This is a genomic window from Arsenophonus endosymbiont of Aphis craccivora (assembly GCF_013460135.1).
In the GTDB taxonomy this organism is placed as follows: Bacteria; Pseudomonadota; Gammaproteobacteria; order Enterobacterales; family Enterobacteriaceae; genus Arsenophonus; species Arsenophonus nilaparvatae.
Window position 1 is genome coordinate 2,138,035 of the sequence record NZ_CP038155.1, and the last position, 23,926, is coordinate 2,161,960.

Annotated in this window: 20 protein-coding genes and 4 pseudogenes; 12 read left to right on the forward strand and 12 right to left on the reverse strand. The window is 39.9% G+C overall.

What is annotated here, in order from left to right; genetic code table 11:
- Nucleotides 1-132 precede the first annotated feature (132 nt).
- Nucleotides 133-2,691: pseudogene (adhE, locus tag E3U36_RS10840) on the forward strand (bifunctional acetaldehyde-CoA/alcohol dehydrogenase); the annotation flags it as partial.
- Between the two features lie 57 nt (nt 2,692-2,748).
- On the opposite strand, the gene E3U36_RS10845 reads toward adhE, so the two are convergent.
- Together E3U36_RS10845 and E3U36_RS10855 are read right to left on the reverse strand one after the other, a co-directional pair.
- A complete protein-coding gene (locus tag E3U36_RS10845; protein ID WP_180816527.1) occupies nt 2,749-3,672 on the reverse strand; it encodes an IS5 family transposase in 924 nt (307 codons plus the stop codon).
- 509 nt (nt 3,673-4,181) lie between these two features.
- On the reverse strand, nt 4,182-5,105 hold the full coding sequence (locus tag E3U36_RS10855; protein WP_180816529.1) for an IS5 family transposase: 924 nt from the start codon (nt 5,103-5,105) through the stop codon (nt 4,182-4,184).
- Here E3U36_RS10855 and E3U36_RS10860 point away from each other — a divergent pair.
- From E3U36_RS10860 to galU, 3 genes are all read left to right on the forward strand, one after another.
- Nucleotides 5,099-5,272, forward strand: a complete 174-nt coding sequence (locus tag E3U36_RS10860) for a hypothetical protein (RefSeq protein WP_180816530.1) — start codon at nt 5,099-5,101, stop codon at nt 5,270-5,272. The genes E3U36_RS10855 and E3U36_RS10860 overlap by 7 nt on opposite strands.
- The gene (locus E3U36_RS10865) at nt 5,257-5,553 is read left to right on the forward strand and encodes a hypothetical protein (RefSeq protein WP_180816531.1); all 297 of its coding nucleotides are present in this window, start codon (nt 5,257-5,259) and stop codon (nt 5,551-5,553) included. The genes E3U36_RS10860 and E3U36_RS10865 overlap by 16 nt, the downstream gene beginning before the upstream one ends.
- 155 nt (nt 5,554-5,708) lie before the next feature.
- Nucleotides 5,709-6,617, forward strand: coding sequence for a UTP--glucose-1-phosphate uridylyltransferase GalU (galU, locus tag E3U36_RS10870; RefSeq protein WP_180817642.1), 909 nt, complete (start codon nt 5,709-5,711; stop codon nt 6,615-6,617).
- A 114-nt stretch (nt 6,618-6,731) separates the two neighbouring features.
- Here galU and E3U36_RS10875 read toward each other — a convergent pair whose 3' ends face one another.
- Both E3U36_RS10875 and E3U36_RS13045 read right to left on the reverse strand, forming a co-directional pair.
- Complete coding sequence (locus E3U36_RS10875; protein WP_180816040.1) at nt 6,732-7,655, reverse strand: IS5 family transposase; 924 nt, start codon at nt 7,653-7,655, stop codon at nt 6,732-6,734.
- Between the two features lie 721 nt (nt 7,656-8,376).
- Entirely contained in the window at nt 8,377-8,499 is a 123-nt protein-coding gene (locus tag E3U36_RS13045) for a hypothetical protein (protein WP_255479079.1), read from the reverse strand.
- Between E3U36_RS13045 and E3U36_RS10880 the strand changes: the two genes are divergently transcribed.
- Nucleotides 8,493-9,416: an IS5 family transposase gene (locus tag E3U36_RS10880; protein ID WP_180816532.1), complete on the forward strand. Its 924-nt coding sequence runs from the start codon at nt 8,493-8,495 to the stop codon at nt 9,414-9,416. The genes E3U36_RS13045 and E3U36_RS10880 overlap by 7 nt on opposite strands.
- Before the next feature lie 89 nt (nt 9,417-9,505).
- On the opposite strand, the gene E3U36_RS10885 is transcribed toward E3U36_RS10880, so the two are convergent.
- A complete protein-coding gene (locus tag E3U36_RS10885) occupies nt 9,506-9,919 on the reverse strand; it encodes an H-NS family histone-like protein (protein WP_180816533.1) in 414 nt (137 codons plus the stop codon).
- A 617-nt stretch (nt 9,920-10,536) separates the two neighbouring features.
- Here E3U36_RS10885 and E3U36_RS10890 point away from each other — a divergent pair.
- Nucleotides 10,537-10,614 (forward strand): annotated as a pseudogene (locus E3U36_RS10890) (thymidine kinase); the annotation flags it as partial.
- 54 nt (nt 10,615-10,668) lie between these two features.
- Here E3U36_RS10890 and E3U36_RS10895 read toward each other — a convergent pair.
- Nucleotides 10,669-11,592 (reverse strand): IS5 family transposase, encoded by a 924-nt coding sequence (locus E3U36_RS10895; protein ID WP_180816040.1) that lies wholly within the window; start codon nt 11,590-11,592, stop codon nt 10,669-10,671.
- On the opposite strand from E3U36_RS10895, the gene E3U36_RS10900 reads away from it, so the two are divergent.
- Nucleotides 11,586-12,230, forward strand: a complete 645-nt coding sequence (locus E3U36_RS10900) for a thymidine kinase (protein ID WP_439647269.1) — start codon at nt 11,586-11,588, stop codon at nt 12,228-12,230. The two genes, E3U36_RS10895 and E3U36_RS10900, sit on opposite strands and share 7 nt — an antisense overlap.
- Before the next feature lie 176 nt (nt 12,231-12,406).
- Here the strand turns inward: E3U36_RS10900 and E3U36_RS10905 are convergent, their stop codons facing one another.
- Nucleotides 12,407-12,604: a hypothetical protein gene (locus E3U36_RS10905; RefSeq protein WP_180816534.1), complete on the reverse strand. Its 198-nt coding sequence runs from the start codon at nt 12,602-12,604 to the stop codon at nt 12,407-12,409.
- Between E3U36_RS10905 and E3U36_RS10910 the strand changes: the two are divergent.
- A pseudogene (locus E3U36_RS10910) lies at nt 12,598-13,521 on the forward strand (IS5 family transposase). The gene E3U36_RS10905 and the pseudogene E3U36_RS10910 overlap by 7 nt on opposite strands.
- Nucleotides 13,522-14,018: 497 nt before the next feature.
- Complete coding sequence (gene purU / locus E3U36_RS10915) at nt 14,019-14,864, forward strand: formyltetrahydrofolate deformylase (RefSeq protein WP_180816535.1); 846 nt, start codon at nt 14,019-14,021, stop codon at nt 14,862-14,864.
- A 572-nt stretch (nt 14,865-15,436) separates the two neighbouring features.
- Here the strand turns inward: purU and E3U36_RS10920 are convergent.
- Both E3U36_RS10920 and E3U36_RS10925 read right to left on the reverse strand, forming a co-directional pair.
- Nucleotides 15,437-15,757 carry a hypothetical protein gene (locus E3U36_RS10920; protein ID WP_180816536.1) on the reverse strand — a complete coding sequence of 107 codons (321 nt, stop codon included), beginning with the start codon at nt 15,755-15,757 and terminating at the stop codon, nt 15,437-15,439.
- A gap of 305 nt (nt 15,758-16,062) precedes the next feature.
- Nucleotides 16,063-16,251 carry a hypothetical protein gene (locus E3U36_RS10925; RefSeq protein WP_180816537.1) on the reverse strand — a complete coding sequence of 63 codons (189 nt, stop codon included), beginning with the start codon at nt 16,249-16,251 and terminating at the stop codon, nt 16,063-16,065.
- Between E3U36_RS10925 and E3U36_RS10930 the strand changes: the two genes are divergently transcribed.
- The gene (locus E3U36_RS10930) at nt 16,245-17,168 is read left to right on the forward strand and encodes an IS5 family transposase (protein WP_180816538.1); all 924 of its coding nucleotides are present in this window, start codon (nt 16,245-16,247) and stop codon (nt 17,166-17,168) included. The genes E3U36_RS10925 and E3U36_RS10930 overlap by 7 nt on opposite strands.
- Before the next feature lie 170 nt (nt 17,169-17,338).
- Nucleotides 17,339-18,148: an exodeoxyribonuclease III gene (gene xthA, locus E3U36_RS10935; RefSeq protein ID WP_180816539.1), complete on the forward strand. Its 810-nt coding sequence runs from the start codon at nt 17,339-17,341 to the stop codon at nt 18,146-18,148.
- 31 nt (nt 18,149-18,179) lie between these two features.
- On the opposite strand, the gene E3U36_RS10940 is transcribed toward xthA, so the two are convergent.
- The 3 genes and pseudogenes from E3U36_RS10940 to E3U36_RS10950 form a co-directional block, all read right to left on the reverse strand.
- Nucleotides 18,180-20,120, reverse strand: coding sequence for a DNA topoisomerase III (locus tag E3U36_RS10940; RefSeq protein ID WP_180816540.1), 1,941 nt, complete (start codon nt 20,118-20,120; stop codon nt 18,180-18,182).
- A gap of 3 nt (nt 20,121-20,123) precedes the next feature.
- A pseudogene (selD, locus tag E3U36_RS10945) lies at nt 20,124-21,167 on the reverse strand (selenide, water dikinase SelD).
- 10 nt (nt 21,168-21,177) lie between these two features.
- Nucleotides 21,178-21,708, reverse strand: a complete 531-nt coding sequence (locus E3U36_RS10950; protein WP_180816541.1) for an NAD(P)H nitroreductase — start codon at nt 21,706-21,708, stop codon at nt 21,178-21,180.
- Between the two features lie 250 nt (nt 21,709-21,958).
- Here E3U36_RS10950 and sppA point away from each other — a divergent pair, with 250 nt between their 5' ends.
- A complete protein-coding gene (gene sppA, locus E3U36_RS10955) occupies nt 21,959-23,839 on the forward strand; it encodes a signal peptide peptidase SppA (RefSeq protein ID WP_180816542.1) in 1,881 nt (626 codons plus the stop codon).
- Nucleotides 23,840-23,926: the final 87 nt, after the last annotated feature.

Here is a 23,926-nt window from a genome sequence, read left to right on the forward strand (position 1 = left end):
ATTTTTTAAGTCAATTAGCTTACTAAAAACAAATTAGCACTTATATAATATGACACCTCATATTTAATTATATTGCTCCTAATCTAGGCTAATTGACTAAAAAAATTTAACATTTATTTAGGAGTAATCTTTATGTCTGTAACTAATGTTACTTAACTCAATGAACTTGTCGTCCGTGTAAAAAAAACACAACAACAATTTGCAAATTTTACCCAGGATCAAGTTGATAAAATTTTTCGTGCTGCTGCTCTTGCTGCTGCTGACTATCGCATTCCTTTAGCAAAATTAGCAGTTGAAGAATCTGGCATGGGAATTATAGAAGATAAAGTGATTAAAAATCATTTTGCTTCGGAATATATTTATAATGCTTATAAAGATGAGAAAACTTGTGGCATTATGTCCGAAGATCTTACTTTTGGTACTATCACCATTGCCGAACCTATTGGCTTAATTTGTGGTATTGTTCCAACAACTAATCCTACATCGACAGCCATTTTTAAATCTTTAATCAGTCTAAAAACGCGTAACGGGATTATTTTTCCCCCTCACCCTCGCGCTAAAAATGCCACTAACAACGCCGCCAAAATCGTATTACAAGCCGCTGTTGTTGCTGGTGCACCAAAAGATATCATTGGCTGGATAGATGAACCCTCGTTCGAACTTTCAAATGCATTAATGCACCACCCTGATGTTAACCTTATCTTAGCAACCGGTGGACCTGGTATGGTGAAAGCAGCTTATAGCTCAGGAAAACCTGCCATCGGTGTAGGTGCAGGTAATACACCTGTCGTGATTGACAGTTCTGCCGACATTAAACGTGCAGTTGCTTCAATTTTAATGTCAAAAACTTTTGATAATGGTGTTATTTGCGCGTCAGAGCAATCAGTTATCATTGTGGACGAAATTTACAATCAAGTGCGCGAACGTTTTGTCACTCATGGCGGTTACTTATTAAAAGGTAAAGAGCTTAAAGCAGTACAAAACATTATTTTAAAAAATGGTAATTTAAATGCGGCTATTGTTGGTCAACCAGCGGTAAAAATTGCTGAACTAGCCGGCATACAAGTGCCGTTAAACACTAAAATTTTAATCGGAGAAGTAAAAGCCACAGATGAGAGCGAACCTTTTGCCCATGAAAAACTCTCACCATTACTTGCCATGTACCATAGTAAAGATTTTGCTGATGCCGTTGGAAAAGCAGAAAAATTGGTTGAGATGGGTGGTATTGGCCATACTTAATGTCTTTATACTGATCAAGACAATCAAACTGAGCGAGTTAATTATTTCGGCGAGAAAATGAAAACCGCACGTATCTTAATTAATACTCCGGCATCACAGGGTGGGATTGGTGATCTTTATAATTTGAAATTGGCTCCTTCATTAACATTAGGATGCGGCTCGTGGGGTGGAAATTCTATCTCTGAAAACGTGGGTCCTAAGCACCTAATTAATACTAAAACAGTAGCGAAAAGAGCAGAAAATATGTTGTGGCATAAACTTCCTAGTTCTATTTATTTTCGTCGTGGTTGCCTACCATTAGCGTTGAAAGAAATTGCTACTGACGGTGCTAAACGGGCTTTTATTGTTACTGACAGTTACTTATTCAATAATGGTTATGTTGATGAAGTCGTTAATGTATTGAAGACTTTTAACGTTGAAACTGAAGTATTTTTTGAAGTTGAAGCCGATCCTACGCTGAGTATTGTTCGTAAAGGTGCCGATTTAATGCATACCTTTAAACCAGATGTGATTATCGCTTTAGGCGGTGGCTCTCCTATGGATGCAGCTAAAATCATGTGGGTAATGTATGAACATCCTGAAACCCATTTTGCAGAGCTTGCTCTACGTTTTATGGATATTCGTAAACGTATTCATAAATTCCCTAAAATGGGTGTTAAAGCCAAAATGGTTGCCATCACCACAACATCAGGTACAGGCTCAGAAGTCACGCCATTTGCTGTTGTTACTGATGATGCTACCGGCCAAAAATATCCTTTAGCCGATTATGCAATTACGTCAAATATGGCAATTGTTGATGCCAATCTTGTTATGCATATGCCGAAATCACTTACAGCATTCGGTGGACTAGATGCTATCGTCCATGCATTAGAAGCTTATGTTTCAGTTCTGGCAAGTGAATACTCTGATGGACAAGCTTTACAGGCTTTAACGTTGTTAAAAGAGTATTTGCCAACCAGTTATCTGAATGGAGCGAAAGATCCGATTGCCCGCGAACGGGTGCATAATGCAGCAACCATCGCTGGTATTGCTTTCGCTAATGCTTTTTTAGGTGTTTGCCACTCAATGGCCCATACATTAGGTTCCGAATTTCATATACCCCATGGTTTAGCCAATGCGCTGCTAATTGAAAATGTCATTCGCTATAACGCTAATGACAATCCAACAAAGCAAACCGCATTCAGCCAATATGATCGCCCTCAAGCTCGTCGTCGCTATGGTGAGATTGCCGATCACTTAGGACTAACCTCACCAGCTGATCGCACAGCTAACAAAATTGAAAAACTGCTTAATTGGTTAGCAACACTTAAAACTATGCTCGGTATCCCCAAATCTATTCGTGAAGCTGGGGTCGCGGAAAAGGATTTCTTAGCTAAAGTGGATAAGTTATCTGAAGATGCGTTTGATGATCAATGTACTGGTGCGAATCCTCGCTTTCCGTTGATCGCTGAACGGCTTTGTTGAATAAATCAGAATTAGCCGCCAGGATGGCTCCCTCTGCTACAGCTGTTATCCGATCCTGACGCTGTGTGGCATACCCAACAACGTCATACGGTTCAGCGCTTTGACCATCGCCATTGCTTCACCTACCTGAGCCTCATAGTCACGCAGGCTCAGATGGCCACCCAGCAAAGTTTTTATGCGGAACATCGCTGTTTCTGCCACTGAACGCCGGTGATAACCCACTTTCTTTTTCCACATATCATTACTCCTGCTCAGACGCTGATTCGCCACCGCATGGTTACGTTCATGGTACTTGTCCGGCCAGTATTTCGCTCCGCTTCGCGGCGGGATAAGGGGCCTGATTTTCTTTCTTAGCAACGCGTCTTGGCAGTAACAGGCGTCATAAGCACCGTCTGCTGACACTTCCCTGATTTTCCGGTGGGTTTGGTTAATCAGGCCCGGCAGTGCCTGCGCATCTGTCGTTCCGCTGAGCGATAAGTCGGCACAGATAATCTCATGAGTCACACTGTCTGCTGCCAGATGAAGCTTGCGCCACACTCTTCGTCTGTCAGCCCCATGCTGCCTGACTTTCCATTCACCTTCGCCAAAGACCTTCAGACCGGTACTGTCGATGACCAGATGCGAGATTTCACCACGCGTTGGCGTTTTTATGCTGATGTTTACGCTCTTTGCTCGTCTGCTGACCAGCGAGTAGTCCGGACAGCACAGCGGCAAAGACATGAGTTTAAAAATCGAATCAACGAAGCCCTGTAATGCCCGGAGCGACAGGTTAAACACACGCTTCATCATCAGGACAGTGGTAACAGCCATATCGCTGTAGTAAAGCGGCCGGCCACGACCTTCAGGCGAAGAACTGTCAGTCCATCCAGCGATGGCCGACTCATCAAGCCAGACCGTCAGGGAACCGCGTTGTCTGAGTGCCTTGTTGTACGCGGGCCAGTTGGTAATTTTAAACTTTTGCTTTGCCATGGGGACCTGATGTTGAAACGAATTTAGCGATCAGCTCCGCCAATCACCTAAAAGTTCGATTTATTCAACAAAGCCAGATTCAGGATGAAAAAACATAAGATAATTTTGATTTACAATAGGAATTATTTTGATTAAAGAAAAAAGGAACAAAATTAAGAAAGTAATTTCTAATTACAATAACTGTATAAAAGTAACCAATTGATTCCAATAAATGAAAAATAATTATATATTTCAATACAAAAAAATATATAACTTTAAGTTTAAATCCGTAAAATATTTGTTCTATCATAAGTACTATTTTCTAAAAAGATAATATTGTCAATGGCATTTTATGTAATGTAAGGCTGGCATATGAAAGGGAAGAAAATATTAATTGTAGAAGATGAGGTGGTTTTTCGCTCTGTATTGAGAAATTACCTTAAATCATTTGATGTGATTACTTATACAGCCAGCGGCTTTGTTGAATAAATCAGAATTAGCCGACAGGATGGCTCCCTCTGCTACAGCTGTTATCCGATCCTGACGCTGTGTGGCATACCCAACAACGTCATACGGTTCAGCGCTTTGACCATCGCCATTGCTTCACCTACCTGAGCCTCATAGTCACGCAGCCTCAGATGGCCACCCAGCAAAGTTTTTATGCGGAACATCGCTGTTTCTGCCACTGAACGCCGGTGATAACCCACTTTCTTTTTCCACATATCATTACTCCTGCTCAGACGCTGATTCGCCACCGCATGGTTACGTTCATGGTACTTGTCCGGCCAGTATTTCGCTCCGCTTCGCGGCGGGATAAGGGGCCTGATTTTCTTTCTTAGCAACGCGTCGTGGCAGTAACAGGCGTCATAAGCACCGTCTGCTGACACTTCCCTGATTTTCCGGTGGGTTTGGTTAATTAGGCCCGGCAGTGCCTGCGCATCTGTCGTTCCGCTGAGCGATAAGTCGGCACAGATAATCTCATGAGTCACACTGTCTGCTGCCAGATGAAGCTTGCGCCACACTCTTCGTCTGTCAGCCCCATGCTGCCTGACTGTCCATTCACCTTCGCCAAAGACCTTCAGACCGGTACTGTCGATGACCAGATGCGAGATTTCACCACGCGTTGGCGTTTTTATGCTGATGTTGACGCTCTTTGCTCGTCTGCTGACCAGCGAGTAGTCCGGACAGCACAGCGGCAAAGACATGAGTTTAAAAATCGAATCAACGAAGCCCTGTAATGCCCGGAGCGACAGGTTAAACACACGCTTCATCATCAGGACAGTGGTAACAGCCATATCGCTGTAGTAAAGCGGCCGGCCACGACCTTCAGGCGAAGAATTGTCAGTCCATCCAGCGATGGCCGACTCATCAAGCCAGACCGTCAGGGAACCGCGTTGTCTGAGTGCCTTGTTGTACGCGGGCCAGTTGGTAATTTTAAACTTTTGCTTTGACATGGGGACCTGATGTTGAAACGAATTTAGCGATCAGCTCCGCCAATCACCTAAAAGTTCGATTTATTCAACAAAGCCACTTAGAGTTGCATTTAATGAATTATTGCAAACCTATCTTAATAGCCAATCAAACAAATTATTTAATATTAGTGAAATGCTTGAGCAAATAAACACTTTATTAATGGATTTAGGTATTAAAGGACAATTCCCAATTTTATTAGGTTATTTTCATACTGAAAGTAAAACAATTGTATTAGCTTCAGCAGGACTTAATGTAAAATTAAAAACCGAGAATAAAGAAGTCGAATTGTCATCAAGTGCACCATTGGGTAGCTTACAATCAATTGCTTATCAGCAAATAATGGAAAAAGGAATAGATTGGCAATGTAAAATATGGAATCATAAACATCGAATGACTTTAATGTTTAATTCATTGGTAGAAATATTATAATTATTTACTTTTTACAGGATTGTTAACCTAGGCCAATTTTCTCTAGTTTGCTATTTATTTGGTACATTTTACTGCTATACTCGCCACAAAAGTTGTTGAAAATCTATCTATCACATTTCATTAATATATTTTATTTAGGTAACTTGGTAGAAAAAATGAAATTAAAAAAAGTGGAAAAAAAAGTTAGCAAAGCTGTTATTCCTGTCGCAGGATTAGGAACTCGCATGTTGCCGGCAACCAAAGCGATCCCTAAAGAAATGTTACCTTTAGCGGATAAACCACTTATTCAGTATGTAGTAAATGAATGTATATCTGCTGGTATTCATGAAATTATATTAGTCACTCATTCTTCAAAGAACTCAATAGAAAACCATTTTGATACCAGTTTTGAATTAGAAGCAATTTTGGAAAAGCGCGTTAAACGGCAATTATTAAATGATGTACAATCCATATGCCCAAGTCATGTCACAATTATGCAAACGAGACAAGGTATCGCAAAAGGGCTGGGACATGCCATTTTATGTGCAAAACCCTTGGTAGGAGATGAGCCTTTTGCTGTAGTTTTACCGGATGTAGTTATTGATCAATATTCTTCGGATTTGAAACAGTATAATTTAACCGCGATGCTGAAGCGTTATCATGAAACATCAGCCAGCCAAATTCTTGTTGAGCCGGTACTAAAGGAGTCTGTATCCAATTATGGTGTTGTAGATTGTGACAGTTATGAATTAAACGCCGGTGAAAGCAAAATTATTAAAGGCGTTGTTGAAAAACCTAAAATTGAACTGGCACCATCTAATTTATCTATCGTGGGGCGTTATGTATTGTCAGAGAAAATTTGGCCTTTATTAGAGAAAACACCAATGGGGGCAGGTGATGAAGTCCAGTTAACTGACGCGATTGAAATGTTAATAGAAGGAGAACCTGTTGAAGCCTATTATTTACAAGGTAAAAGTCATGATTGCGGTAATAAATTGGGTTACATGAAAGCATTTGTTGAATATGGTATGCAGCATGAATTTTTAGGTGATGAGTTTTCCTCGTGGGTAAAAAAAATATCTTAGATTGCTAATGGTCGATAAATTTGATTCAAATCAATAAAAAAATCTGCATGGTATTTTTGGCTTTGTTGAATAAATCAGAATTAGCCGACAGGATGGCTCCCTCTGCTACACCTGTTATCCGATCCTGACGCTGTGTGGCATACCCAACAACGTCATACGGTTCAGCGCTTTGACCATCGCCATTGCTTCACCTACCTGAGCCTCATAGTCACGCAGCCTCAGATGGCCACCCAGCAAAGTTTTTATGCGGAACATCGCTGTTTCTGCCACTGAACGCCGGTGATAACCCACTTTCTTTTTCCACATATCATTACTCCTGCTCAGACGCTGATTCGCCACCGCATGGTTACGTTCATGGTACTTGTCCGGCCAGTATTTCGCTCCGCTTCGCGGCGGGATAAGGGGCCTGATTTTCTTTCTTAGCAACGCGTCGTGGCAGTAACAGGCGTCATAAGCACCGTCTGCTGACACTTCCCTGATTTTCCGGTGGGTTTGGTTAATCAGGCCCGGCAGTGCCTGCGCATCTGTCGTTCCGCTGAGCGATAAGTCGGCACAGATAATCTCATGAGTCACACTGTCTGCTGCCAGATGAAGCTTGCGCCACACTCTTCGTCTGTCAGCCCCATGCTGCCTGACTTTCCATTCACCTTCGCCAAAGACCTTCAGACCGGTACTGTCGATGACCAGATGCGAGATTTCACCACGCGTTGGCGTTTTTATGCTGATGTTGACGCTCTTTGCTCGTCTGCTGACCAGCGAGTAGTCCGGACAGCACAGCGGCAAAGACATGAGTTTAAAAATCGAATCAACGAAGCCCTGTAATGCCCGGAGCGACAGGTTAAACACACGCTTCATCATCAGGACAGTGGTAACAGCCATATCGCTGTAGTAAAGCGGCCGGCCACGACCTTCAGGCGAAGAACTGTCAGTCCATCCAGCGATGGCCGACTCATCAAGCCAGACCGTCAGGGAACCGCGTTGTCTGAGTGCCTTGTTGTACGCGGGCCAGTTGGTAATTTTAAACTTTTGCTTTGCCATGGGGACCTGATGTTGAAACGAATTTAGCGATCAGCTCCGCCAATCACCTAAAAGTTCGATTTATTCAACAAAGCCGCGTAAAATTAAAATGAGATTTATTAATTATATAAGTAGGCAAGGATGTTGTTTAAATGGAGATATTACAAACTATTTCAAATAATAATAATTTGATTTTGCTGATCATATATCACTTTAGTTGTTAGCTAAAATTTCTTGTGTTGGAGAGTGAGTTTCTATCAATAATATTTACGTTAACACTGATCATAATTATGATAAAAAAGTAGAGTAAGTATATTTAATTGATTTAGCTTGTATCAGATTAAAAGTAATCTGTTTATTATTTCTATAGTAAATTTTTTCATAATGAATAGAATGAAATTTAACAAACTCTCTAACAAAATAAAATAGAGAGAAGTCTAATAATAAACATTGAATGCATGATTTTATGGCAATAAAAAACAACGATACTATTTCTTGAAGGAATAATTTGAAATGTTTAGACAACAAAAGTTTACATTACATGGTGTATCGCTGATAACAAAATATTAATAGAAGTTGTACATTTTTATGTCGGTTTCTTTATTATAGGAAAAGGTATGGTTAGTTATTAGTGAAAAGTGGCTGGCATGTAAATGTATTAAGTATTTATCTTAGCGAGCAGAGTTTTACGCTTTGATATATTTTAGACCTTTAAGATTGGTTATTTATTGTGTAATAAATGTTAATGATATGTGTAATAAAAATACCCTTTATATAAAGGGTGGCTTTGTTGAATAAATCGAACTTTTAGGTGATTGGCGGAGCTGATCGCTAAATTCGTTTCAACATCAGGTCCCCATGGCAAAGCAAAAGTTTAAAATTACCAACTGGCCCGCGTACAACAAGGCACTCAGACAACGCGGTTCCCTGACGGTCTGGCTTGATGAGTCGGCCATCGCTGGATGGACTGACAGTTCTTCGCCTGAAGGTCGTGGCCGGCCGCTTTACTACAGCGATATGGCTGTTACCACTGTCCTGATGATGAAGCGTGTGTTTAACCTGTCGCTCCGGGCATTACAGGGCTTCGTTGATTCGATTTTTAAACTCATGTCTTTGCCGCTGTGCTGTCCGGACTACTCGCTGGTCAGCAGACGAGCAAAGAGCGTCAACATCAGCATAAAAACGCCAACGCGTGGTGAAATCTCGCATCTGGTCATCGACAGTACCGGTCTGAAGGTCTTTGGCGAAGGTGAATGGAAAGTCAGGCAGCATGGGGCTGACAGACGAAGAGTGTGGCGCAAGCTTCATCTGGCAGCAGACAGTGTGACTCATGAGATTATCTGTGCCGACTTATCGCTCAGCGGAACGACAGATGCGCAGTCACTGCCGGGCCTGATTAACCAAACCCACCGGAAAATCAGGGAAGTGTCAGCAGACGGTGCTTATGACGCCTGTTACTGCCACGACGCGTTGCTAAGAAAGAAAATCAGGCCCCTTATCCCGCCGCGAAGCGGAGCGAAATACTGGCCGGACAAGTACCATGAACGTAACCATGCGGTGGCGAATCAGCGTCTGAGCAGGAGTAATGATATGTGGAAAAAGAAAGTGGGTTATCACCGGCGTTCAGTGGCAGAAACAGCGATGTTCCGCATAAAAACTTTGCTGGGTGGCCATCTGAGGCTGCGTGACTATGAGGCTCAGGTAGGTGAAGCAATGGCGATGGTCAAAGCGCTGAACCGTATGACGTTGTTGGGTATGCCACACAGCGTCAGGATCGGATAACAGCTGTAGCAGAGGGAGCCATCCTGTCGGCTAATTCTGATTTATTCAACAAAGCCATAAAGGGTATTTTTAAAGTAGGGAAAGGATATTTAGATTAAAAAATCATCCATATTTTTACCATTCGTTAGTGCCTTTTTGATGACAGCAGGTGTGCGACCTTGGCCGGTCCAGGTTTTGATTTCACCATTTTCATCTTTATATTGAAATTTAGCCGGTCTTGCTGCGCGCTTAGTACGGTTAGATGTTTTTGAAGGAGTTTTTGCAGTAACTAGATCATCTAGACTGAGTCCTTCTCCTTCCAGCAATTTAATATATTTTGCAATTTTTTGACTATGAGCTTCTAATTGTGCTCTCGCTTGATTTTCATCTTCACGACGTTCATCTACAACGGTATTAAATTTATCATGTATTTCTTGCAATGATTCTAACGGTATTTCTCTTGCTATCGCACGTAAGGTACGAATGTTATTTAATGATTTAAAATATTTCAATGAATCGCTCATTTTCCTGGTCTCGAATTAAAATGAATGTTGGCTGATGTCTACTAATAATAGAATGCTATTTTATTTTCTGCAATAGTGAAGTTACAAAATAAGGTTAAATTTATTGTTTTTTTAAACTTAAACTTCTTTGCAAAAGCAATATAAGCTTTCTCTATAAAAATATTATATATCTTATATTAGATACACTTGATACTTAAAAATCTATACCAAAATGATAGAACTGCTTTTATATTTGAATTTCATTCAGATGTAAAGATGATGTTTTTTATTTTTATTCAACTTTATGGTGTGTAACATAAACTAAATTTTAACTTAATATGTGTAACAGAGTTTGCTTATTAAGCTTTTGTTGAGTTATCACTACTGTGTATCTAAGTTTTTTGATGGATGTTAGCTATTAATAATCTTTTCTTATCACATACTTTGTTAAAATAAAGATGTTGTTTGTAGAGCGTGACATTTAAACATAAGAATTTTTTTATGACTATAAACATTACTAAAAAATCTGTTATGTTAGTTATCAATATTTATAATCAAATGAAATGAAAAATAATGTTTGATAATGTATGTGGTAAACTTTCAAAATATTTGTCTAAATAGGTAAGAGGAAATGGCTAATGGCTCAGCTTTATTTCTATTATTCAGCAATGAATGCTGGTAAATCAACTTCACTACTTCAGTCTTCATATAATTGGCTTTGTTGAATAAATCAGAATTAGCCGCCAGGATGGCTCCCTCTGCTACAGCTGTTATCCGATCCTGACGCTGTGTGGCATACCCAACAACGTCATACGGTTCAGCGCTTTGACCATCGCCATTGCTTCACCTACCTGAGCCTCATAGTCACGCAGCCTCAGATGGCCACCCAGCAAAGTTTTTATGCGGAACATCGCTGTTTCTGCCACTGAACGCCGGTGATAACCCACTTTCTTTTTCCACATATCATTACTCCTGCTCAGACGCTGATTCGCCACCGCATGGTTACGTTCATGGTACTTGTCCGGCCAGTATTTCGCTCCGCTTCGCGGCGGGATAAGGGGCCTGATTTTCTTTCTTAGCAACGCGTCGTGGCAGTAACAGGCGTCATAAGCACCGTCTGCTGACACTTCCCTGATTTTCCGGTGGGTTTGGTTAATTAGGCCCGGCAGTGCCTGCGCATCTGTCGTTCCGCTGAGCGATAAGTCGGCACAGATAATCTCATGAGTCACACTGTCTGCTGCCAGATGAAGCTTGCGCCACACTCTTCGTCTGTCAGCCCCATGCTGCCTGACTTTCCATTCACCTTCGCCAAAGACCTTCAGACCGGTACTGTCGATGACCAGATGCGAGATTTCACCACGCGTTGGCGTTTTTATGCTGATGTTGACGCTCTTTGCTCGTCTGCTGACCAGCGAGTAGTCCGGACAGCACAGCGGCAAAGACATGAGTTTAAAAATCGAATCAACGAAGCCCTGTAATGCCCGGAGCGACAGGTTAAACACACGCTTCATCATCAGGACAGTGGTAACAGCCATATCGCTGTAGTAAAGCGGCCGGCCACGACCTTCAGGCGAAGAACTGTCAGTCCATCCAGCGATGGCCGACTCATCAAGCCAGACCGTCAGGGAACCGCGTTGTCTGAGTGCCTTGTTGTACGCGGGCCAGTTGGTAATTTTAAACTTTTGCTTTGCCATGGGGACCTGATGTTGAAACGAATTTAGCGATCAGCTCCGCCAATCACCTAAAAGTTCGATTTATTCAACAAAGCCCATATAATTATAATGAACGGGGAATGAATACGCTTATTTTCACCGCTGAGATTGATACCCGATTTGTTCAAGGTACAGTAACCTCCAGAATTGGTTTAGCAGCAGATGCAATATTATTTTCGCAACAGACAGATATGGGGAGATTAATAAAAGAAAAAAATAGCTGTCAAAAAATTCATTGTGTGCTTGTTGATGAGTGTCAGTTTTTAACTAAAGAGCAAGTTAGTCAGCTTTGTGAAATTGTTGATTATGCCAATATACCGGTTTTGTGTTATGGATTAAGAACAGATTTTCGTGGTGAGTTATTTATTGGCAGTCACTATCTGTTAGCTTGGGCAGATAAACTTATTGAACTAAAAACCATTTGTTATTGTGGTCGTAAAGCAAGTAGGGTTTTGCGATTAGATGATAATGGGCTTGCTGTCTATCAGGGAGAACAGATTGAAATTGGTGGTAATGAAAAATATATCTCAGTCTGTCGTAGACATTATATGGATGCAATCAATCACACAAAATGTATTGAGGTGGGTGAAAAACCTTTTTCCGTTGTTCCATTTAAATAATTTTTAACTCCCCATATTAGATTATTATTCTTAAATGAAAATTAATTACGTAAAATAACTATTTTGGTTTTAAATTATTTTCAAATAAGGATTGGTAAAATATTTTGCGATTAAAAAAGCACCGAATATATATTCAGTGCTAATTATTAAATAAATGGTTACAAATAAAATGTTTATTAAGTAGATTCTTTTACTAGATGACTTTTTTCCTCTGTTTTCAGAAATATATTTTTCTCTTCAGTAAAATTATTACCATAGTATGAATCTAACATAATTTGTTTTAGTTCAGCGAGGCTTTGTTGAATAAATCGAACTTTTAGGTGATTGGCGGAGCTGATCGCTAAATTCGTTTCAACATCAGGTCCCCATGTCAAAGCAAAAGTTTAAAATTACCAACTGGCCCGCGTACAACAAGGCACTCAGACAACGCGGTTCCCTGACGGTCTGGCTTGATGAGTCGGCCATCGCTGGATGGACTGACAGTTCTTCGCCTGAAGGTCGTGGCCGGCCGCTTTACTACAGCGATATGGCTGTTACCACTGTCCTGATGATGAAGCGTGTGTTTAACCTGTCGCTCCGGGCATTACAGGGCTTCGTTGATTCGATTTTTAAACTCATGTCTTAGCCGCTGTGTTGTCCGGACTACTCGCTGGTCAGCAGACGAGCAAAGAGCGTCAACATCAGCATAAAAACGCCAACGCGTGGTGAAATCTCGCATCTGGTCATCGACAGTACCGGTCTGAAGGTCTTTGGCGAAGGTGAATGGAAAGTCAGGCAGCATGGGGCTGACAGACGAAGAGTGTGGCGCAAGCTTCATCTGGCAGCAGACAGTGTGACTCATGAGATTATCTGTGCCGACTTATCGCTCAGCGGAACGACAGATGCGCAGGCACTGCCGGGCCTGATTAACCAAACCCACCGGAAAATCAGGGAAGTGTCAGCAGACGGTGCTTATGACGCCTGTTACTGCCACGACGCGTTGCTAAGAAAGAAAATCAGGCCCCTTATCCCACCGCGAAGCGGAGCGAAATACTGGCCGGACAAGTACCATGAACGTAACCATGCGGTGGCGAATCAGCGTCTGAGCAGGAGTAATGATATGTGGAAAAAGAAAGTGGGTTATCACCGGCGTTCAGTGGCAGAAACAGCGATGTTCCGCATAAAAACTTTGCTGGGTGGCCATCTGAGGCTGCGTGACTATGAGGCTCAGGTAGGTGAAGCAATGGCGATGGTCAAAGCGCTGAACCGTATGACGTTGTTGGGTATGCCACACAGCGTCAGGATCGGATAACAGCTGTAGCAGAGGGAGCCATCCTGGCGGCTAATTCTGATTTATTCAACAAAGCCCCTGAATCTAACAACTAAAAAACTATTTATTACTTTATTATCAATATCTAAAATTCAAATCAGTAAACCAAAGTAGATAAATGATCAATAGCACTGATGATGGCTTCAGTCACTATTGAGTAACATTATTTACCCAATTAAAAGTGAATATAAAGATAAAAATGAACCTTTGTTAAAGTTTTCAGATAAATTAATCATACATAACTCATATTTATCTATTATAGCGCTTGTTTGTTTTTAATTAATCAATATTCCAAATGATAAAAATGTGATTTACAATAATAAAAAGATGTTTTTTTAAATAATTTTAATGAAATTTTGAAAAAACCATTGCTATAACAGTCCTAAAAGCGTTATAATTGCAAAATTTTATCGTAACAAGATTAAAATTTCCTATTTTGCGATATTTGTAACAAAAAAATTTTAAGGAAAAGACCATTCATGCAACAAGATAAACAAAAAAAAATTCTTCGCACCATCTGCCATGATGCAAAAGGGTTAATCGCTAAAATCACAAATATTTGTTATAAACATCAATTAAATATTATTCAAAATAATGAATTTGTTGACCATCAGACGAACTGCTTTTTCATGCGTACTGAACTTGAAGGTATTTTCAACGATAATACATTATTAGCTGATCTCGACGATGCTTTACCATCAGGGTCTAAACGTGAATTAAGTACAGCAAATCAACGACGCATTGTTATTATGGTAACCAAAAAAGCACACTGCTTAGGTGATCTATTAATGAAAAGCGCCTATGATGGTCTTGATGTGGAAATTGCTGCTGTAATTGGTAATCACGAGACATTAAGATCACTCGTTGAACAATTTAATATCCCATTTCACTATATTAGGCATGAAAATCTAACCCGAGAACAACATGATCATCTATTAAAAGAACAAATTGACCATTATAATCCTGATTATGTGGTTTTAGCAAAATATATGCGCGTACTTACGCCTGATTTCGTTCAACATTATCCCAATAAAATTATTAATATCCATCACTCTTTTTTGCCAGCTTTTATTGGTGCAAAACCTTATCATCAAGCTTACCAACGTGGTGTCAAAATCATTGGAGCAACGGCGCACTTTGTCAATAATGATCTCGATGAAGGCCCTATTATTACTCAGAATGTGATTAACGTTGATCATAGTTATACTGCTGAGGATATGATGCGAGCAGGTAAAGACGTTGAAAAAAATGTCTTAAGCCACGCTTTATACTGGGTATTAGCACAACGCGTTTTTGTTCATGGCAACCGAACGATTATTCTTTAACCTATCCTCTATTTAATAAAATAGCCTGCCTTATTTTAAAGGTAATTATTATACAGAGTACATAATATTACCTTTAAACAATTATAATTATTTTATTAATTTTAATTTTAATTTTAATTTTAATTTTAATTTTAATTTTAATTTTAATTTTAATTTTAATTTTAATAAAATATTTTATTTAATTATTTATCATGATAAATGATTATTTATTATTAACTATATTTCAAAAAAGCTGACATCGTTATTACATTTAAATTTTACCTAATGAACTAATGAACTAATGAACTAATGAACTAATGAACTAATGAACTAATGAACTAATGAACTAATGAACTAATGAACTAATGAACTAATGAACTAATGAACTAATGAACTAATGAACTAATGAACTAATGAACTAATGAGCAAGGATAATACTTCTGACTAATCGATTAAATATCAAATAGATAGGCACTTAGAGCAGTTAACGCTTGCTCTGTCTATTCACTAGCGTAAACTCGCAAGTTACCAACCCTGTGGTTACTCGCATCAGATCAACCATAATTTTGCCCAATTTATATTTTACCTATTGATTAATATATTTTTTCAATTGCATCAATAAATCGATTCAAAATACTACCATTTGCTTTAGATTTATAAAAATAACAGCTATTTGTCATGCTAAGCTCATCTAGCGGTAAAAAAATAATGTCAGGTGTTGATTGACAGGTTTCGGGTAATTTATCGGTTAAACCGATATAATCACCATTTTGTATTAATCCATCGCAAAAACCACTGTTTTCCATCCACCTGATATTGATTCTATTTGCCCCTATCGTCGCTTTTGATTCTATATCTCGAATAAATTGACTCTTATATAAAACTGGATCACATATCCAAAGAAATTGATTCAATAATTTTAATAGATTCTTTTCAGCATGTTCGTAAAGTTGTTTGCGGCAACATATACCAATAGCCTCTTTTTGTGATTTTTTAACAAAATAAAACGTTCACTTACAATTTTTTCTGAACTTAAAATTAAAATATTGCCATCATAATCTGATATTTCATTTACTTTATCATAATCAAATTTTAAAACGTTTATTGGTATTTTATTAATACCTGCTGTTTGATAAAGTTTTATTAAATGATGGTTTTTACCCCAGTCATGGGCTTTGTTGAATAAATCGAACTTTTAGGTGATTGGCGGAGCTGATCGCTAAATTCGTTTCAACATCAGGTCCCCATGGCTTTGTTGAATAAATCGAACTTTTAGGTGATTGGCGGATCTGATCGCTAAATTCGTTTCAACATCAGGTCCCCATGGGCTTTGTTGAATAAATCGAACTTTTAGGTGATTGGCGGAGCTGATCGCTAAATTCGTTTCAACATCAGGTTCCCATGGCAAAGCAAAAGTTTAAAATTACCAACTGGCCCGCGTACAACAAGGCACTCAGACAACGCGGTTCCCTGACGGTATGGCTTGATGAGTCGGCCATCGCTGGATGGACTGACAGTTCTTCGCCTGAAGGTCGTGGCCGGCCGCTTTACTACAGCGATATGGCTGTTACCACTGTCCTGATGATGAAGCGTGTGTTTAACCTGTCGCTCCGGGCATTACAGGGCTTCGTTGATTCGATTTTTAAACTCATGTCTTTGCCGCTGTGCTGTCCGGACTACTCGCTGGTCAGCAGACGAGCAAAGAGCGTCAACATCAGCATAAAAACGCCAACGCGTGGTGAAATCTCGCATCTGGTCATCGACAGTACCGGTCTGAAGGTCTTTGGCGAAGGTGAATGGAAAGTCATGCAGCATGGGGCTGACAGACGAAGAGTGTGGCGCAAGCTTCATCTGGCAGCAGACAGTGTGACTCATGAGATTATCTGTGCCGACTTATCGCTCAGCGGAACGACAGATGCGCAGGCACTGCCGGGCCTGATTAACCAAACCCACCGGAAAATCATGGAAGTGTTAGCAGACGGTGCTTATGACGCCTGTTACTGCCACGACGCGTTGCTAAGAAAGAAAATCAGGCCCCTTATCCCGCCGCGAAGCGGAGCGAAATACTGGCCGGACAAGTACCATGAACGTAACCATGCGGTGGCGAATCAGCGTCTGAGCAGGAGTAATGATATGTGGAAAAAGAAAGTGGGTTATCACCGGCGTTCAGTGGCAGAAACAGCGATGTTCCGCATAAAAACTTTGCTGGGTGGCCATCTGAGGCTGCGTGACTATGAGGCTCAGGTAGGTGAAGCAATGGCGATGGTCAAAGCGCTGAACCGTATGACGTTGTTGGGTATGCCACACAGCGTCAGGATCGGATAACAGCTGTAGCAGAGGGAGCCATCCTGGCGGCTAATTCTGATTTATTCAACAAAGCCAAAAAATAACTCATTAATAAATAAAAGAAAATGTTTTATATAATGGGTTACATTTATATATTCAATCTGATAAAATATTTTTATAAATATATTTCAATTAAATAACCAATTCAAATGAAATTTGTCTCATTTAACATTAATAGCCTAAGAGCACGTATCCACCAACTTGAAGCTATCATCGAAAAACATCAACCTGATGTCATAGGCTTACAAGAGACCAAAGTTGATGATAGTGCATTCCCTTTAGAGCAGGTTAATCAGTTAGGCTATCATATCTGCTACCATGGACAAAAAGCACATTATGGTGTCGCGCTATTTTGCAAACAAAAACCAATCACTATTCAAAAGGGATTTCCTGGCGACGATATTGATGTCCAGCGCCGTATTATTATGGCAGATATTGAAACAGAAAAAGGCACAATTACCATAATAAACGGTTATTTCCCACAAGGTGAATGCCGTGATCAACCAACAAAATTTGCTGCAAAAGCAAAATTTTATCAAGACTTGCAACTTTATCTGCAAAATAATCTTTCTCCTCAATCGCATATTATTCTTATGGGAGATATGAATATTAGTCCAACAGATCATGATATCGGTATCGGCGAAATTAATAGAAAACGTTGGTTAAGTGCTGGCAAATGCTCATTTTTACCTGAAGAACGCGAATGGATGGATAAATTGAAATCCTGGGGATTAATCGATACTTATCGTCAACAAAATCCAGCAATTACTGATCAATTTTCGTGGTTTGATTACCGTTCCAAGGGTTTTGTCGATAACCGAGGTCTGCGAATTGATTTGATTCTAGCCTCTAGTTCGTTGTTTGCCTGCTGTGGTGAAACAGGCATTGATTATGACATTAGAAGTATGGAAAAACCTTCAGATCATGCCCCTATTTGGGCGAAATTTGAGTTAAATTAAGTTAAAATCAAATGATAGTACTATTTTACGCTTAGCTATCATTTGATTGCCTTTTTTGACTAGCTCTCTTCTTCTTTACTGATAACTTTTTCTCCGTTTTCTCTTCGATGACAGATATCGTACGGAATATAGTTAAATCAGTTTGTTGTTTCGCTTGTTGGATTAACATTTTCAATGTATCTGCCAATGGTGACATAAAATCCTGATAACGAAACTGTTTTTCACTGATTTGGGTTAATTTAGACTCCCAGTGAGCTGTCATATCAGGCAATACTGCCACCAGCGGTAAAACTTTATATAAGACGATGCCTGCTGACGCAGCATGGATATAACGACCTTTTTTAATCAAAAACTTACGTTTAAATAACAGTTCTATAATACCCGCTCGGGTCGCTTCTGTTCCTAAACCATCCGTTGCTCGCAATACCTTTTTCAGCGCCTTATCTTGCACAAAACGGGCAATACCGGTCATAGCCGACAACAAAGTGGCATCAGTAAATGGTTTTGGTGGCTGAGTCTGCTTTTCTATTACTTCACCCTGCTCGCAAAATAACTCATCTTTTACCTTTACCTCAGGGAGTGGCATACCATCATTATCCGCATCCCGTTCCTTAGTAGTTAAAATTGCTCGCCAACCAGGTTCGACCAAACAGCGAGCTCTAGCGATAAATTTTCCACCTGCGATCTCCAATTCAATAACCCGTTTATGAAATTTTGCACTAGCCATAAATTGGATAATATATTGAGCAGCAATCAATGCATAAATTTTGCTTTCGTTTTGATCAAGCTGCACCGCTATTGCTTTAGCGGTAGGAATAATTGCATGATGTACATCAACTTGTTTATCATCCCAACAGCGATTTTGCTTATATAATTCAGCCAATTCAAATTGTGTAAGTTCTGGCTGATGTATAGCAATAGCTTTTAATACCCCATGGCGATTGGCAAAATGCTCTTGCGGTAAGTAACGACTATCGGAACGAGGATAAGTAATAACTTTATGTTTTTCATATAATTGTTGGCATATATCAAGAACTTCCTTAGCACTTAAGCCATGTTTTTTAGAGGCTTCAATTTGCAAAGCCGACAAAGAATAAGGTAAGGGCGCAATTTCTGATTCTTGTTTATTTTGATAGGCAACAACCAAGGCCGGCTGCTGCGTAATTCGTGTAGCAACATGCTCGGCTAACGGGCGATGAATCAGACGCCCTTCTTCATCCTGATAATCAATACAGGCTTCACTTGGCTGCCAGATAGCGGTAAAACGTTCTTTATTCGGCGTGATTATATGTGCTTTTACTTCAAAAAAATCTTTAGCAACAAAATGTTCAATCTCTTCATCCCTTCTAACCACCAATCCCAATACTGGCGTTTGAACTCGGCCAACAGATAATACCCCTTGATACCCCCCTCGCTGGCCAAGCAAAGTATAAGCCCGCGTCATATTTATGCCATATAACCAATCTGCTCTGGCTCGAGCCAATGCCGAAACACAAAGTGGAATAAAATCTCGATTACTTCTTAACCGTTCAATGGCCTTAACTACCGCTTGAGGATTAAGATCGCTAATTAAACAGCGCTGAACAGACTGTTTTTTATCATCGGGTAAGGCTAAAAAATCTAACACTTCATCCACCAGCAATTGCCCTTCGCGATCGGGATCTCCCGCATGCACAATCTCATCGGCCTGAACTAATAGCGCTTTAATAGTATTAAGTTGCTTAATAACTGCCGCCCGAGGCTTTAATTGCCATTTTTCAGGAATGATCGGTAAATCAGTTAATGACCAACGCGCTAAACGAGGATCGTAAGCTTCAGGTTCAGCTTGCTCCAATAAATGACCAATACACCAAGTCACATATTGCGAATCACCACAGACAATAAAACCATCTTGTCGTTTGTGTGGCTTAGGTAAAACATCAGCTATAGCACGCGCTAAACTGGGCTTTTCTGCAATAAATAGACGGCGCATAGGTTATTCAACTACCTCAATCATCGCTCTGCCAGATTTGGATTGCTCTAATTGACCGATTGCGCTAAGAGATAAATTATTTTGCCAGGCAATTTGTTTAACTTCAGCAATTGCTGTTGGTAACACCGCCATTAGTAGTCCTCCTAAGGTCTGCGGATCACATAATACATTGCGTTGTAACGGTGTCATCTGGCCTAAAAAATGGCCGTAACTGGCAAAATTACGTTGGGTTCCACCTGGTACACACCCTTGCTCAATATAACTTTTAATATGAGGTAATTTAGCTATTTGCGAAAAAGCCACCGTCGCCTGTAAATCAGCCGCTCGACAGATTTCAGTTAAATGGCCTAACACACCAAAACCGGTTACATCGGTCATCGCAGTAACTCCTTCAATATTTGCCAATTCTGAGCCTGATTTATTTAATTGACACATAATCTGAGTCGCTAACCCTTGATGTTCAGGTAACAATAATTTTTTCTTTTCTGCCGTTGTGTGAATACCAATTCCTAATGGTTTAGTTACAAATAATTGGCTACCCGCAACTGCAGTACTATTCTTTTTTACTTTAGCGGTATTAATAACACCTGTCACGGCAAGACCAAATATAGGTTCTGGCGCATCGATCGAATGACCACCGGCAAGTGATATACCGGCATCCTGACAAACCATCCGCCCCCCTTCAATCACTTGCTGGGCTATCTCAGCTGGGATTTTATTAATGGGCCAACCTAATATCGCAATCGCCATAATGGGTTTACTACCCATCGCATAAATATCACTAATTGCATTAGTGGCAGCAATACGCCCAAAATCAATCGGAAAATCCACTATTGGCATAAAAAAATCCGTGGTACTAATAATCCCTACGCCATTGCCAAGATCATAAACAGCAGCGTCATCGTTGGTCTCGTTACCAACCAGCAAATGAGGATCATTAAATTTTTTACGTTCACTATATAAAATAGTCTCCAATATATTTGGCACAATTTTAAAACCACAACCCGCTCCATGACTAAATTAGGTTAATTTGATTTCCGATGGCATATTTTTTCCTTTAAAAATAAGTCACAAAATCCTTTATATCCGCTGAAGAACTTTTCATTGTAGGATTAAATTTTGGCGTTCCTAAATAGAGGAAGCCAACAATTTTATCCTCTTGTTGGCAAGCTAAACCTGATCTCACCACCGGATCAGTAGTCCAAGAGTCGGTACGCCAGATGCCACCAAATCCTTGAGCAACAGCAGCCATCTGCATAGCATGAACACAACAACCAGCAGTAATAACTTGCTCACAGGCAGGAATTTTTGTATCGACGACAATTTTAGCAATAACAGCAATAATTAACGGAGCTCGTAGAGGTGCTTTTTTGGCTTTCTCTTCAGCTTCTTTGCCTAAGTTAGCGTTAATTGAGGCTTTTTCCAGTAACTGTACAAATTTATCGAGCCCTTGATTTTGGATCACCACAACATGATCAGGAGCTCGCATTCCGGCTGCCAAAATATTATCCAGTGATTGACCTTCAGGTGCCGGTGTTGTCAAATGACTCATGGAACGACGGGTTAATAATAGTGTTAAAGCATCCATAGATTCCTCCTTGTTGAAATTCACTTATATTGCAACTATTTGCATAGCTACAAATAGCGTAGAAATGACCATTTTATAAGTATGTTTCTAAAAAATAGAATATTATCATCAGCATTAGTATAGTAAGGTAACATTTTCAATCAGATTGAAGAGCAATAAAATAATATTTTTAATTATTCTATGAGTTATGGCTGACAATTCTCTTATGTCCTTTTAAGATAAATATGTTAATCATATAATTGGAGATCACATGCGAAACCCATGTAATTTAATCGCAACCTGCTTTAAATTTAGTTGGCGATTACTTAATTTTATCAGACGATTTGTCACCAGTTTTATCTGTCTTTTTTTGATCTTTATCGCAGCAAGCAGTTACTTTGCCTATAAAAGTGAAAAAAAATCGACGAGCCAATATCATGGGGCGCTACTTATTGATCTACAAGGTGTAATTGTTGATCAAGTCTCTATCCCTAATCCTCTTGGTAAAATGAGCCGCGAATTGTTAGGCTCATCAAGCAAACGCATGCAAGAAAACTCCTTATTTGACATTGTAAATATTATCCGCCGGTCAACCTATGACGACAAAATTACCGGTATCGTTTTACAACTGGATAATCTGATTGGTTCCGACCAGCCATCTTTACAATATATTGGTAAGGCGTTGATAGAGTTTAAGCAAGCGGGAAAACCTATTTACGCTGTAGGTAATGGCTATAATCAATCGCAATATTATTTAGCCAGTTTTGCCAATCATATCTATATGTCACAACATGGTCATGTCGGAATTTACGGTTTTTCAACCAATAAACTCTTTTATAAGACGCTACTGGATAACCTAAAAGTCAATAGCCATATTTTCCGTGTTGGCACCTATAAATCAGCAGTAGAGCCATTTATTCGTGACAATATGTCACCTGAAGCACGTGAAGCCGATAAAGTCTGGATTGGTTCACTATGGCAACATTATTTATCAACCGTGGCGCAAAACCGACAAATGACGCCAGAAAATATCTTCCCTGGTGCCGATAAATTGATTGAAGAAATGAAAAGCGTCAATGGTGATAGTGCGCAATATGCGTTTAAACAAAAACTCATTGATCATATATTTACCGGCGCAGTTATGGAGAAAGAGTTAAGCAACAAATTTGGCTGGAATGATAAAGAGCAACATTTTAATTACATCAGTATCTATAATTATGCGAATGAACAACCCCAGCAAAATCAGCTAATGCTACAAAAAGAATCCGATGAGCAAGCTGGAAATATCGCTGTGATAATTGCCCAAGGCGCCATTATAGATGGATCACAAGAGCCTGGCATGGTTGGCAGCGAAACAACGGTAGCGCAAATACGTAAAGCAAGACTTAACCCTGATATTAAAGCGATTGTATTACGTGTTAATAGTCCTGGTGGCAGTGTTACCGCTTCAGAAGCGATAAGGAATGAGCTTGTGGCTGTACGCGAGGCCAATAAACCTATTGTAGTTTCGATGGGAGGAATGGCAGCATCAGGAGGTTATTGGATTTCAACACCGGCCAATTATATTTTTGCCAGTCCAACAACCCTGACCGGTTCAATTGGTATTTTTGGTGTGATAAATACCTTTGAAAAAAGCTTAGATACACTTGGCGTTTATACTGACGGGGTCTCTACCACGCCATTAGCGGATATCTCAGCTACAAAAGGGATTAATAAACAATTTTCTGACATGATGCAAATCACCATAGAAAATGGCTATAACACCTTTCTAAAGTATGTTGCTCAGGCGCGCCATAAAACACCGGCAGAGATAGATAAAATCGCTCAAGGTCGGGTGTGGATAGGTTCAGACGCGCTACAAAACGGTTTGGTTGATAAACTGGGTGATTTTGACGATGCCGTAAATAAAGCGGCTGAGTTAGCTAAAGTCACTACGCCATCACTTGACTGGATGCAGCCTGAACGTTCTTTTATTGATCAATTAATACTTGAATTAACTTCAAGCGCTGAGTCAATGATGCCCAATACACTGCAATTGTTACTTCCGCAAAAAACGGCTAACGACCTGCAGCAACAAATCAAATTTTACCAGCATATGAATGATCCACAAAATCGCTACGCATTTTGTTTAAATTGTGGTGAAGTTTATTAATAAATAGCCATCATTGTTCAACTCTAGCGCCCTGCATATGGGCGCTTTATTTTATATTAATATTTAATATCCCACAGATTTTATTAG

What these genes read in the sequence shown, in the direction of transcription:
- E3U36_RS10845 (WP_180816527.1), bottom strand. Translation starts at nt 3,672, where the DNA reads ATGGCAAAGCAAAAGTTTAAAATTACCAACTGGCCCGCGTACAACAAG.
- E3U36_RS10855 (WP_180816529.1), bottom strand. Translation starts at nt 5,105, where the DNA reads ATGTCAAAGCAAAAGTTTAAAATTACCAACTGGCCCGCGTACAACAAG.
- E3U36_RS10865 (WP_180816531.1), top strand. Translation starts at nt 5,257, where the DNA reads ATGCTTGAGCAAATAAACACTTTATTAATGGATTTAGGTATTAAAGGA.
- galU (WP_180817642.1), top strand. Translation starts at nt 5,709, where the DNA reads ATGAAATTAAAAAAAGTGGAAAAAAAAGTTAGCAAAGCTGTTATTCCT.
- E3U36_RS10875 (WP_180816040.1), bottom strand. Translation starts at nt 7,655, where the DNA reads ATGGCAAAGCAAAAGTTTAAAATTACCAACTGGCCCGCGTACAACAAG.
- E3U36_RS10880 (WP_180816532.1), top strand. Translation starts at nt 8,493, where the DNA reads ATGGCAAAGCAAAAGTTTAAAATTACCAACTGGCCCGCGTACAACAAG.
- E3U36_RS10885 (WP_180816533.1), bottom strand. Translation starts at nt 9,919, where the DNA reads ATGAGCGATTCATTGAAATATTTTAAATCATTAAATAACATTCGTACC.
- E3U36_RS10895 (WP_180816040.1), bottom strand. Translation starts at nt 11,592, where the DNA reads ATGGCAAAGCAAAAGTTTAAAATTACCAACTGGCCCGCGTACAACAAG.
- purU (WP_180816535.1), top strand. Translation starts at nt 14,019, where the DNA reads ATGCAACAAGATAAACAAAAAAAAATTCTTCGCACCATCTGCCATGAT.
- E3U36_RS10930 (WP_180816538.1), top strand. Translation starts at nt 16,245, where the DNA reads ATGGCAAAGCAAAAGTTTAAAATTACCAACTGGCCCGCGTACAACAAG.
- xthA (WP_180816539.1), top strand. Translation starts at nt 17,339, where the DNA reads ATGAAATTTGTCTCATTTAACATTAATAGCCTAAGAGCACGTATCCAC.
- E3U36_RS10940 (WP_180816540.1), bottom strand. Translation starts at nt 20,120, where the DNA reads ATGCGCCGTCTATTTATTGCAGAAAAGCCCAGTTTAGCGCGTGCTATA.
- E3U36_RS10950 (WP_180816541.1), bottom strand. Translation starts at nt 21,708, where the DNA reads ATGGATGCTTTAACACTATTATTAACCCGTCGTTCCATGAGTCATTTG.
- sppA (WP_180816542.1), top strand. Translation starts at nt 21,959, where the DNA reads ATGCGAAACCCATGTAATTTAATCGCAACCTGCTTTAAATTTAGTTGG.